Source organism: Chryseobacterium oncorhynchi, from assembly GCF_002899895.1.
Classification (GTDB): Bacteria; Bacteroidota; Bacteroidia; order Flavobacteriales; family Weeksellaceae; genus Chryseobacterium; species Chryseobacterium oncorhynchi.
The window spans coordinates 84,349-96,615 of record NZ_PPEI02000003.1; the positions used below are offsets into that span (position 1 = coordinate 84,349).

General features: G+C 32.1%; 11 protein-coding genes and 5 tRNA genes. 7 read left to right on the forward strand and 9 right to left on the reverse strand.

Features of this window, described 5'->3' with window-relative positions; all coding sequences use genetic code 11:
* The first annotated feature begins 169 nt into the window (after window positions 1-169).
* The 4 genes from C1638_RS10590 to C1638_RS10605 all read left to right on the forward strand — a co-directional run bounded on the left by C1638_RS10590 (window position 170) and on the right by C1638_RS10605 (window position 3,540).
* Window positions 170-820 (forward strand): GNAT family protein, encoded by a 651-nt coding sequence (locus C1638_RS10590; protein WP_109620787.1) that lies wholly within the window; start codon window positions 170-172, stop codon window positions 818-820.
* A gap of 130 nt (window positions 821-950) precedes the next feature.
* The gene (locus C1638_RS10595; protein WP_109620789.1) at window positions 951-1,202 is read left to right on the forward strand and encodes a hypothetical protein; all 252 of its coding nucleotides are present in this window, start codon (window positions 951-953) and stop codon (window positions 1,200-1,202) included.
* A 4-nt stretch (window positions 1,203-1,206) separates the two neighbouring features.
* The gene (locus tag C1638_RS10600) at window positions 1,207-2,379 is read left to right on the forward strand and encodes a hypothetical protein (protein ID WP_123838369.1); all 1,173 of its coding nucleotides are present in this window, start codon (window positions 1,207-1,209) and stop codon (window positions 2,377-2,379) included.
* A gap of 135 nt (window positions 2,380-2,514) precedes the next feature.
* The gene (locus C1638_RS10605; protein ID WP_109620793.1) at window positions 2,515-3,540 is read left to right on the forward strand and encodes an AAA family ATPase; all 1,026 of its coding nucleotides are present in this window, start codon (window positions 2,515-2,517) and stop codon (window positions 3,538-3,540) included.
* On the opposite strand, the gene C1638_RS10610 is transcribed toward C1638_RS10605, so the two are convergent.
* The 6 genes from C1638_RS10610 to C1638_RS10635 form a co-directional block, all read right to left on the reverse strand.
* A complete protein-coding gene (locus tag C1638_RS10610; RefSeq protein WP_109620795.1) occupies window positions 3,529-5,988 on the reverse strand; it encodes a S8 family peptidase in 2,460 nt (819 codons plus the stop codon). The two genes, C1638_RS10605 and C1638_RS10610, sit on opposite strands and share 12 nt — an antisense overlap.
* Before the next feature lie 174 nt (window positions 5,989-6,162).
* Window positions 6,163-6,246, reverse strand: a tRNA-Leu gene (locus tag C1638_RS10615).
* A gap of 53 nt (window positions 6,247-6,299) precedes the next feature.
* Window positions 6,300-6,381, reverse strand: a tRNA-Leu gene (locus tag C1638_RS10620).
* A gap of 133 nt (window positions 6,382-6,514) precedes the next feature.
* Window positions 6,515-6,595 (reverse strand) — tRNA-Leu (locus C1638_RS10625).
* A 5-nt stretch (window positions 6,596-6,600) separates the two neighbouring features.
* A tRNA-Gly gene (locus tag C1638_RS10630) sits at window positions 6,601-6,676 on the reverse strand.
* A 4-nt stretch (window positions 6,677-6,680) separates the two neighbouring features.
* Window positions 6,681-6,762, reverse strand: a tRNA-Leu gene (locus C1638_RS10635).
* 179 nt (window positions 6,763-6,941) lie between these two features.
* On the opposite strand from C1638_RS10635, the gene C1638_RS10640 reads away from it, so the two are divergent.
* Genes C1638_RS10640 through C1638_RS10650 form a run of 3 tightly spaced genes read left to right on the forward strand, consistent with a single transcriptional unit; the run spans window position 6,942 to window position 8,898 of the window.
* The gene (locus C1638_RS10640) at window positions 6,942-7,319 is read left to right on the forward strand and encodes a DUF3127 domain-containing protein (protein ID WP_109621728.1); all 378 of its coding nucleotides are present in this window, start codon (window positions 6,942-6,944) and stop codon (window positions 7,317-7,319) included.
* Window positions 7,320-7,379: 60 nt separating this feature from the next.
* Entirely contained in the window at window positions 7,380-8,033 is a 654-nt protein-coding gene (gene aat / locus C1638_RS10645; protein WP_109620797.1) for a leucyl/phenylalanyl-tRNA--protein transferase, read from the forward strand.
* Window positions 8,020-8,898 carry a DMT family transporter gene (locus C1638_RS10650; RefSeq protein ID WP_109620799.1) on the forward strand — a complete coding sequence of 293 codons (879 nt, stop codon included), beginning with the start codon at window positions 8,020-8,022 and terminating at the stop codon, window positions 8,896-8,898. The genes aat and C1638_RS10650 overlap by 14 nt, the downstream gene beginning before the upstream one ends.
* Window positions 8,899-8,969: 71 nt before the next feature.
* Here C1638_RS10650 and C1638_RS10655 read toward each other — a convergent pair whose 3' ends face one another.
* The 3 genes from C1638_RS10655 to C1638_RS10665 form a co-directional block, all read right to left on the reverse strand.
* Window positions 8,970-10,352, reverse strand: a complete 1,383-nt coding sequence (locus tag C1638_RS10655) for a tetratricopeptide repeat protein (RefSeq protein ID WP_109620801.1) — start codon at window positions 10,350-10,352, stop codon at window positions 8,970-8,972.
* A 207-nt stretch (window positions 10,353-10,559) separates the two neighbouring features.
* On the reverse strand, window positions 10,560-11,531 hold the full coding sequence (locus C1638_RS10660) for a quinone oxidoreductase family protein (protein WP_109620803.1): 972 nt from the start codon (window positions 11,529-11,531) through the stop codon (window positions 10,560-10,562).
* A gap of 140 nt (window positions 11,532-11,671) precedes the next feature.
* The gene (locus C1638_RS10665; RefSeq protein WP_109620805.1) at window positions 11,672-12,253 is read right to left on the reverse strand and encodes a Crp/Fnr family transcriptional regulator; all 582 of its coding nucleotides are present in this window, start codon (window positions 12,251-12,253) and stop codon (window positions 11,672-11,674) included.
* Window positions 12,254-12,267 lie beyond the last annotated feature (14 nt).

Genomic DNA, 12,267 nt, shown 5'->3' on the forward strand with positions numbered 1-12,267 from the left:
CTCAATTTATCAAAATAAAATAGCCTGTGAATTAAAAATAGTATGATATAGATTATGGAGAGTTTGTGATCTACAAATGCTTTTGAAGTAGCAACCTTTATACATATCTGTTTTGTACTATCTTTAGAACTCTTTTGATATCAAAAGTATGTAAATTGATATTACTTATATGAAAATCTTAATACAGTCCATTTTATTTATACTATTAGCCGCCGTGCTTTTTCCATTCTTTTACCTATTGATTAAAGAAGTATCACGTAGAATCCTGCGTAGCGAGATTAGATTTGAAAAAAAGTTAAGGGAAGACCTCCAACAGAAAAGCAGTCGATATTATAAAGAGATAAATAGTTTAAATAGCAAGAATAAAATTTTAAAAAATAAACTGCTAAGAATTGAATATTTATTAAAGGAGAGAATTCACAAGAATGCTATTGTAACTTACGAAACAACCAATAAGGGAGTTGATACCTTCGTAGCACTAGTTATTAATAATTCACGTAATAAAATGGAAATAGAAATATTTGATATTGAATGTGATTTTTTCGCAAAACATAGAGAATTAGTACTATGGTGTGAAAAAATGGGCAATGAATACTTTATTGCTGATATTCAAGGAGGTAATGGTAATGGACACGGAGAAATAGCCATGAAAAAATTGATTGAGTTAGCAGAAAAAGAAAATATATCAAAAATAATCGGAGAACTTGTGCCAGCAGATTTCCTTAATAGAGATAGGCAAATTGCTTTTTATGAAAAAATGGGATTTAATATTTATCTAAATGATAGCCGTACTGAAGGATATATAGAAAAAAAAATTTAACCTATTATGCGTCAAGTTTTGACGTTAACGGAGAATATTTTTGAGAAAAATTTATATAATCAATATTTAAATTAAAAAAAAATAATTAATACACAATATCTGTGGATAACTTTTTGTATATATCTTTGTAATGAAAAAACATAATAAAATGGTAAGAATTGTCAATAATATGTTCTTTTTGATAGAATCTTTATTTAAAACTACAGCTTCTTTAGTTGCAGAGGATCCTTTATTTAATAAAGATTTTATGGATAAGTTTTCTGATCCACAAGATAAAGAAAAATTAGAAAAAATAGTGGCACAATTAAAAGCAGACAATGATAACAAGCCACATAAAATTACATTAAAAAATAATAAAGAAGTTACAATTGTTGTAAATTAGGTTTATGGAATTTAATATAGCTTTAAATACTATTGTCTATTTAATGATATTTTTATTTCCGGGAATAATTTTCCGGAAATTTCTTTTTATAAGAGAATATTCAAAAGAGTTCGATAAGGGAAATCTATTTGAAAGATTTATTTGGACAATCTTGACAAGCATTATCATACTAATTGTTACTTTCTCTATTTTCCTTTTTTTAAAAAATATATTAAACTTAGACTTATTACCATCTATTTCTTATAAAACGATTTGGGATACATTTAATGACCTATCTAATAATAAACTCCCAGATCCAGATAAAAAGTTTACACCAAAAGATAAATATGTTTATAAGCACTTTTTCCTTTTGATGATTTCTATTTATACATTATCAATTATCTTAGGAGTTATCACTTACTTAGTGACACGTACAACATTTGTGAAATCTATAGGAATTTTAAAGTATCTTAATTATTGGCAAGATTTGGTAAAAGGTACATATAATTCAAATAATGATGATACTTTAACTTATGGATATACTACTGCAGACGTATTGACTGAACAAAATGACACCACAAAATTATATTCAGGAAGAGTTATTAATTATTATTTAGATTTACAAACAAATCAGCTTCAAACAATTGTATTATCAGATGCTAAAAGATATAAAAAATTAGATGATGGAGGTTTTGAAATAAAAAGTATTCCTGGGCACAATTTTATTATTGAGAAAGAAAGAATTTTAAATATCAATTTCACTTACATCTATGAAAGAAAAGATGAAAATAAAGTTTATAAATGGATTTACAGAATAGTAAATACTATTTTTATATTGCTATTTATTGGTGTGATTTCAACAATGTTTTTTAGCGACATTTACATTTATACAAGTACTTTTTTGCGTAAGTCAGTTTTTGTAATTTGTGGAGTTTTGTTAATTTTAATTCTAAATAAAAATGTTAAAAAAGTATTATCTGGCCAATGGTCCACTTTAAAAACTACTAATATTTACTTTTTTATATCGTTTCTTCTTCCTTATATATGGCTTTTTAATTTTCTTAAATGGTATTGGGTTTTAAGTTTAGAGTTTGGATTTTTGATTTTAATGAGTACCTTTCTTCCAGATAATCAAACGGATGCCGAAGCTAGTATTTCTGTGGAAAATAATGAAACCCCAAATTCTGAAAGTAATTAATAACTATTGCATAGAAAGTATTTATTAAAAATAAGTTTAAGGCGACATGTTTTGACGTACTAAACAATTATAATTATATTTTAAATTATTAAATTTAATTATTGAATCAAAATAAGTTAACTTTGCACCAATAAAATGGCACAATTAGATTACATAAAAGATATAGCTAAATATGGTCTTGAAAATGACCAGGAGCGCTTATTGTCCGTGGTTAATGATTTAATTGAATTTTCAAAAAAAAATAAAAAACTCAACTTCGCAATTCAACTTCAATCAATTTTAAAGGATTCATTACGTTTTCAAAAAACTAACGCACTAACGAAAGTTGGATCTGAAATTCATCTAAATAGAATTGAAGATAAAGAAATTTCAGAGCTTATTTTAGAAAAAATAACTTCCGATTATACTCTTGATAATATAATTGCCAATGAAAAAGTATATAGTGAGTTAAAATTTTTCATTGAAGAACACCATAAAATAGATATTTTACAACAATTTAATTTACCCGTTTCAAATAAACTTCTCTTGCATGGTCCTTCGGGCTGTGGCAAAACCTTAGCTTCGTATGTCATAGGAGGAGAGTTACATAAAATGATGATTGTTATCAATTTAGGAGCTATTGTTTCTTCTAAATTAGGGGAAACCAGCAAAAATTTATCTAAAATCTTCAAAAAAGCAGCTATTGAAGATTGTATAATTTTCTTAGATGAGTTTGATAGCTTAGGTAAAATTAGAGACTATAGCCAAGATCATGGAGAAATGAAACGAGTAGTTAATACGATTTTACAATTATTCGATTATCTTCCTCAAAGTAGTATTGTGATTGCAGCTACAAATCAAAAAGACATGCTAGATGAAGCCTTATTAAGAAGGTTTGATAATATTATAGCCTTCCAACTTCCAAACGAACAGGAAGTTAAAAGACTAATTGATTTAATTTTACAAAATGGAAATTTCAAATTTGACAGTAAAACTGTAGCAAATAGAGTAATTAAACAATGTTTAGGTCTGTCTTATTATAGTATTCAAAAAACACTTATTACAGCTATTAAAAGGACTCTATTCGCTTCTGAAGAGCCAGAAAAAACATTATCTACAAAAATAGATACGTCAATATGGGCTCAACTCGTTGAAACTGAAAAACTCTCTCTAAATATCTAATTCATTTGCTTCTAACGTGGACTCTATATCAATATTTTGGATAGCTTCCAATTTATTAACTAATTGTATATGATCATATAGCTTCTCTGTCGGATTTTTAACATTTTCCTCAATAGTAAACACAATTGAAAAAGGAAACTCTGTCGGATAATCATCTGGTAGTCCTCCGACTATTTGTTTTGATATTTTTGTATGTATTGCCAATTTAAAAGTATTTTCTTCATTAACTAAATCATCTACGGTAGCATTTAATTCAATTTTTTGAGTATTAGAATATGGTAAAGGTTTGGAAACATATCTCCCATTTTCAGACCACGGCAATGAAGTACGAAGCTTAGAAGTAAAACCTATATCCTTATCATCGGCTTTCATTATATCTTCTGCAGAATGATTTTTAAAAATGCTAAAAGCCATATGTATAGGGTTGTAAGAAAGTTGATTATTTTTAATTGGTAAAAATTTAAAACATAACGTTGCTGTAATTTTAAATCTCTTTTTCACTTTTCCAAAATCATCTTCAAGTAGATACTTTGGAAAGTTAATCGGATATACTCTTATTTTATCATTTCCAATAGCATCTTCAAGAATTAGAGTCGCTGTATTTTCATCAGAATAAAGACTTTTAATTTCGTTAACAATTCCATTCCCCACTACTCTTTTATGCAAGTTTACAACACCATCAGGGAAAGGAATTAATTTTAATGAGGCTCCATTAATTATTAATGCTTTTATACTTTCATTTGATAACGTTGGATAATTTTTTAAAATTCTCACAGCAAGATTAGCAACTAATGGAGTTGCAAAACTTGTTCCCACTTCCTGCATTACACCTATCTCTTTACGTGCTGATAATAATGTAAGTGCAGGCTCATCCATCCAATCTAAAGCATTTTCATCAAAATACCCCATATCTCCTCCGCTATCAATAACATCTGGCTTAAAATAGTTTTTATTTGTTTTCTTAGAATTATAAATGGTTGATAGATCAATATGCCCTTTTCTAGTATATAATGTCGGAAATTCTCGTGTTGTTGCTATTCCTAGAAAAGCTCCCTCATTCAAGTTATCAGCTGCCGCTCCAACAGTAATATTATTAAGACTATCTGCAGGTGTTGATAAATTAGTGTCCTCTCTATTAAAGTAGTTTAAATCATATTGTGTATTTTCATCAATACAATTATGATTATTTCCTGTGCTTATAAAAATTAAGCTATCTGTTTCATAAGAAAATTTATCTAAAGCAAATGTATAATCAGAGAAAGACTCATTATTCTGCAAAAATTTTCCATAACAAGTAGTCAAAGTAAAAAATCTAATATTAGGATATTTAGCCTTCACATCATAAAGCATTTTTAATAAATTTACTTCAGAAATATATCCAGCACCTGTGTCGCTAATTTTTATAGAAAGCACCTTCGCGTCAGCTATAACCTTCCCTTCAAAATTATTTCTATGGTTATATTTTCCTAATGCAACTAAACCTGCAACTGCTGTACCATGTCCTAGCCTATTTCTTCCAGCTTCGTCAATCAAAGGATTTCCTTCAAGACTAAAGGTTGTATCTTCAATAATTAAAGGATTCAATGCTGAATCAAAACTAATTCCTGTATCAATTATTCCAACTATTGGCAAATCTTCATGAGCATTCTCAATATTAAATGCAAACTGACGCTGTACAGTATTGAATTTCCCTGGTCTAATAGTAGTAAATGCAGAACAAGTTACACTTTCTATAATATCAAAATTTTGAATAATTTTTTGAATTTGTTCACCTGAAGGATTATGAAGTTCTATTCTATTATTTTCGTAATCAAATTCATATTCAACTTTATTTTTATTAAGATAATCAAGTAAAGACTCTACTATTGTCTGTTTTATATTCTCATCCAACGGAAGATCAATCAATGAGAGATATACTACATCTCCTATTTGATCCAACTGAAATTTTAAAATATCCTTAGTTCTTAATAATTGAAAATGGGAAATATATTTAACATAATTATTATATTCTAAATCAAACCTTTTATCAAGCTCACTTTTAATAAAAAGAGAGATTTGCCTAACAAAGTCAGCAAATTTATCTTCGTCTATAACAGCAAATAATCCTTTTTTTCCAAAATCATAAAAAGCAGCCGCCTCTAAACCAAAATTATTATAATAATCTCTAAAATATTTATCTATAACAAATTGATCTTGAAAAGTAAATAAAATATAATCTATATCGTGGGGGATTTCTAAGCTAAAGTCTCTTTCCTGATACTTTAAATCTACATCATCTCTATATTTCGCCAAATCAGCTCGAAATGATATCGCTAAGTTATAGTAATTTTTTGGGGTATTATCAAGCTCCTCCTCTCTATTAGAATCAAAGCCATAGTTATATTTAAATTCTTTTACCTCAGGTCTTTGTTGATCATTTAAAAATTTTAAATGTGATTTTTTTGTCATATGGTTATAATTTTAATATAAATATATAACACAATACACAGAATATCAAGTTTTAAACAATTTATAAATGAAAACACAAATGATAAACTAAATGTTCTTAAATAAATAGCCACCCTTTCAGCCACCCCTAAAAACAAAAAACCCTCTGTTAACCGAAGTTACAGAGGGTTTTAGTACCCCGGGCGGGACTTGAACCCGCACGTTCTTACGAACACAGGATTTTAAGTCCTGCGTGTCTACCAGTTCCACCACCAGGGCTGGTGTGGAGCGAAAAAATTAGGATTTGCTTCAAATCCTAATTTTTCGCGTAGTGCGGATGAAGGGACTCGAACCCCCACGCCTCACGGCACCAGATCCTAAGTCTGGCATGGCTACCAATTACACCACATCCGCTTGTTATATTGATCTGCTTTTACAGATACAATCTATAATTCTTACAAATATAAGAATATTTTTTTAATTTAAAAGAACTCTATACTCTCTATAAAAACAAAAAACCCTCCGTAACGAAATACAGAGGGCTTTGTACCCCAGGCGGGACTTGAACCCGCACGCCAAAGGCACAGGATTTTAAGTCCTGCGTGTCTACCAGTTCCACCACCAGGGCAGGTGTGGAGCGAAAAACGGGATTCGAACCCGCGACCCCAACCTTGGCAAGGTTGTGCTCTACCAGCTGAGCTATTTTCGCATAGTGCGGATGAAGGGACTCGAACCCCCACGCCTCACGGCACCAGATCCTAAGTCTGGCATGGCTACCAATTACACCACATCCGCTGGTTTTTTTTATATTGTAAGTTTAAAGAGCTTGCTTCGTTTTTGTGAGTGCAAATATAGGACAATTTCCTTTACCTCCAAACTTTTTCAGAAAAAAAATTAAAATTTCTACATTTTTCACCCATGGCACCTATTATTACATTTCCTTTTCTTACTTTTACAGCGTTAATAATTACAATATGGAATTACAAGGAACGGTAAAGAAACTTTCTGAAACTCAAACATTTGCAAGTGGGTTTCAAAAAAGAGAATTGGTTATTTTAACTCAAGAACAGTATCCACAGCCGATAAACATAGAATTTTTGTCTGATAAGATCAGTTTATTAGACAACATTAAGGAAGGTGAGAATGTAAAGATAGGAATCAATATCAGAGGAAGAGAATGGGTTTCTCCACAAGGTGAAACTAAGTACTTCAATTCTATTACAGGATGGAAAGTAGAGAAAGTTTTTGATAATGGATCTGAACCTACTCAGGCAATGCCTCAGCAGTCAGCTTCTCCTGTTTCTAATGAGAATCCGTTTGCCGGAGACGATGACGACGATTTACCTTTTTAATTAAAGAATAAAAATCAAATATAAATCCTACTTTATTAAGTGGGATTTTTTTGCTAAAAAATGGTCCGACTAGACGAAAACGAGATTTCATTTCCTGATCCTGAGCTGTATGATGGGCATGATGGACTTATTGCTTATGGGGGCGATTTGTCTTTGGAGCGCATCTGGTTTGCTTATCAATTAGGAATTTTTCCTTGGTATAATCCAGGAGAGGAGATTCTATGGTGGTGCCCGGACCCTAGATTTATTTTGATTCCTGAAGAAATTAAGGTTTCAAAATCGATGAGAAAGATAATGAATAGAAATACTTTCACCTTTTCTGAGAATCAAAATTTCAGGGAAGTGATTAAAAATTGTCAGCAATCTCATCGAAAAGGACAATCGGGAACATGGCTTTCTGATGAATTGATGAATTCTTTCATTAAACTTCACGAATATGGCCTGGCGAAAAGTATTGAAGTTTGGCAGGATGGAGAGTTGGTTGGTGGATTCTATGGTCTGCAAATCGGCAATGTTTTCTGCGGAGAAAGCATGTTTGCCAAGGTAAGCAATGCTTCAAAGGCTGGATTTATTCACTTTGTGGAAAACAACAAAGATCAGATTGAATTAATTGACTGCCAATCTCATACCGAGCATTTGGAAAGCTTGGGAGCTAAAATGATTCCTAAAAAAGAATTTTTAAAAATCCTACACGAAAACAATGAACGCAGATAAAGAAAAATGGCTTCTTCTGGTTATCCTTAGTATTATCTGGGGATCTTCTTTTATCTTAATCAAAAAATCGCTGGAACATTTTAACCCGTTTCAGGTAGGATCATTAAGGGTTCTTATTGCCGGAATTATCTTGCTTCCTATAGCTATTGCCAACTACAAGCTTTTTCCGAAAAAACATTTAAAGTGGCTTATTTTAGCTGCATTTACAGGGAATTTCATCCCAATGTTCCTGTTTCCTATCGCTGAAACGGAAATAAGTAGCAGTATTGCGGGAATTGTTAATTCTATGATGCCCATTTTTGTGATTATCGTTGGGGCGTTGGTTTGGAAATTTGAAACAACGAAGAAACAAATTGTAGGAACATTAATAAGTTTTACGGGAGTTTGTATTCTTGCCTTTGGGGGCGGTGACAGTGGGGAGCTTAAGATAATACCTATCCTACTCCTTTTATTGGCCACCTTATGTTATGCACTAAGCACAACAACAGTAAAATCAAAGCTTATGGAAGTTTCTTCCACAGTTTTATCTGCATTTGTATTTTCCTTTGTTTTGCTTTTCCCATCCATTATAGCATTAACCAGTACGGGGTTCTTTTCTGAATTCTCTTTTTCAAGAGATAATCTGATAGGGTTAATGTTTGTGAGTTTATTATCCGTATTCGGAACAGGACTGGCCATGATGATGAATTATCGTTTATTAAAAGTTTCTACCCCTCTTTTTGCCTCAACAGTTACTTTGGTTATGCCTATCGTTGCTATCATATGGGGAATTATTGATGGAGAAAAGCTAACCTATATACAGTTTATAGGTGCCGGAATCATCATTGCTGGATTGATATTTTTAAGGACAAATCAAAAAAAATAGAATTATATTTGACATAGTTTTCAACAAAAAAACCCACATTTCTGCAGGTTTTTTATTATTTTAGATTAAATCTAGTTCTTTTTCTTCACTTTGGTTGTCTTAACCTTTTTCACTTCATCCTTGATGAACGGATATTTTTTTTGCATATCCTTAACCAGAGATGGGTCAAGTTCCAAGGCTTTCTGAAGAGATTCCACTCCTTTATCCTGTTGCTTTAGATTAAAAAAACAGTTGCTTAGCTGATAAAACAATTCTGCTCTGTGATGGCTCTTTACTGCTGCATTCAAAACCGTTACGGCTTCTTCATATTCACCTACAAGCATCAATACTTCAGAATAAGCATACCAATTGTAAAACCTTGAAGGCTCTGCATCTACTAATTTTTTAAGACAGGAAAGACTTTCTTCAAATTTTCCTGAATCAATAAATAAAAATGCCAATCTTTTTTGATAATCAAGGTTGTCTTCATTCAATTGGGTTGCTTCCTTAGCAAAATGTAGTGCCTCTGTCATCCCACCCATTTCTTCATACAGGTAGGATTGCTCCATCATCGCAAGATAAAACTGTGGGTCTTCTCTTAACGATTTCTGGAAAGCATTCAAAGCTACAATAGGTTGCTTTAGTGCTTTATTACATAATCCGATCTTATAAAAGGTAAATGCCTTGGTATATTCAAGTTCAAGCATTTCCTCATAAGTTTCGATTGCTTTTTGATATTGTCCTAAAGCTTCATAACATGCTGCTTTATTGGCATATACTCCTACAGAATTTGAATTGATGGCTATTAAATAGTCATACCCTCTTATTGATTCTTCGTAGTTTTTTCTATTAAAATAGAACTGCCCATATTCAAACCATGCAATCTCGGAATAAGGGAAATCATCTAAATATTCATTAAGAAAGGCAATAGCCTCCTCACTCTTGTTCAGATCACTGAAGCACACCATAGAATTTTCAAGGGCATATTCGTCGGAAGGATCTTCCTTCAATGCTTTTCTATAGTGCTTAAGAGCGTTAAAGGGATCTCCAAGATTCACATATTCATCCGCAATAAAGTTGTGAAGAAAATTTTCTTCTTCTTCTAAGGTCAAGGCTTTCTTGCAGATTTCAATGGATTTTCTGGGATTTCCCAGGTTCGAATAATACTTGGCGTAGCATACCAAAAAGTCTGTATTTTCCATGGAGGAACCTTTCAGCTCATTGATAAGATCTTTAGCCGTATTATACTCTTCCCACTCCAAAAGAATCTCAAGCTTTTTAATCTTGATATCCAATGAATTAGGATGAAGCTTCAGTCCATAATTAACAGCCATATCGGCGTAATTAAAATCACCAAGCTCCAAATAATAAACAATGATATCTTCTAACTCTTCTGTATCGAAGTAGAATTCGTCATTGTTTTCCATCATTTCCTCGAACTTTTTTACAAGTTCATTTCCAAAATACTCTTCCAATAGTGTCCTCTTTGTCGGCCCGATGCCTGAAGTTACTTACAGACCCCGGCAAACGTTTAATTAATAATACATCTGAAACTGATATTCAAATATTTATGCAAAGTTGCGATTTTTTTTTGAATTAACCATTTCATAAATTTCTATTATAAAAATAGTAAAAAAAGAAAACCAATAAAAGGATTGTGGATAAAAAAATGGAAATTGGGGTTAAATTCTTATTACAAGCCTTTTTCCGGTTTGTATCTCTTCATTCCATACCGCTTCGATATTTTTAATATCAGCCTCTTCTGTTTCTATTTTAATGTTTCCATCTACGGCTGCCTGAAACATTTCCGGAATGATTTCTGAAAATAAAAGGGCAGATTCTTCTTTGGTCCAACTTCCCAACCCTGACCCTGAAATTTGAATATCGGTTCCTCTAAGAATTTGTGAAGATAATTGAATGGTATCTCCACTCATTCCTCCTATCGTAACCAGCTTCACCTTATGAGAGAATGTTCCATCCCCTTTAAATGCTGATAAAATCATCTCCACAGAATGTCCCCAGATATAGTCCAGTACAATATCTATAGGTGTTTCCTTGTGAATATTTTTTATTTTTTCTTTAAAGTCTTCATCGCTTAGATGCAGGGATATAGCCTCATCAGCTCCCAATTCGTGAAGTACTTGTAGGGATTTTTCATTTCTTCCGGTGACAATAATTTTTTTAGCGCCATACAGTTTTGCAATCTGTACGGCTATTCTGCCCGTAATTCCTGTTGCGCCATTCACTAGTACAACATCTCCGGGTTGTATTTTTGCCTTAAACCTTAAAGCCATTGCAGACCCCATAACAGCGTTTGGCAATGCTGCGGCTGTAGAAAAGTCTAATTCTTCAGGAATTTCAACCATCATTTTCTTATCTGCGACTGCTTTCTCTGCAACGGTTCCTTTTTTACTAAAAAAATAAACTTTTGAACCATTTTCCAAGTACCCCACTCCATCAGACCCTACAATAGTTGGTTGATGTGTTTTATTTTCGGTAGAATAATGCTTTCCACTAGCTCTTGCTTTATCAAGGTTTTTGATGGATGCTGCCTTTACAGATACCAGAACTTCATTCTCCTGTATTACTTTCGGTTCCGGAAAATCTGCATATTGAGGGGTTTGCCCTTTTTCAAATACGACTGCTGCTTTCATTATATTAAATTTTCCTGCAAAATTATTTCCGGAAAGACATGCCGTGCAATAACATTTGTTATCAGTTTTAAAAGCAATACGAAACCTTGAACTTATCAAGCTCTATCAATAGACGTAATAAATTCTTTGTGTGCTTTGTATTATAAAAGATTTTCTTTCAAAATTTTGCTTTTTATCCTGCTGAGATGCACTGTTGTAATCCCAAGATAGGAAGCGATATAATGTTGAGGAACCCTTTTGATGATCTCTGGTTTTGCTTTAACCAGATTAAGATATCGCTGCTGTGGAGTATCTTTGATGAATGAAAAGAAATGTTTCATATAATCGAATATCCTTTCGAAAAGGGCATCCATAAATAGGGTTCTAAGTTCCTGGTTATCATAAACCTCTTCCAGAAAGTTTTCAACATCAGGCTTCTTGATTTTATACAGAATACAAGGTTCTATTGTTTCAAAGGAAACCATACTGGGAAGACCTTTTTTAAAGCTTTCCAAAGAAGAAAACATCGTGTTTTCCAGAAAGAACTGAAATGTCACATCCTTACCGTCATTATTATACCATGCTCTTATGATTCCCTTCTCTATATAAAAAGCATTGTATGAAACCTCTCCCTCGTGTAAAAGCAAGGTTTTAGCAGGAACTTCCATTCTTTCAAAACTTCCTAAAAACTTTCTCCATTTTTCCTTTGGGAAAGGGAATTTGTTCTTGATGTGCTCAAACATATCAGTATAAAAAA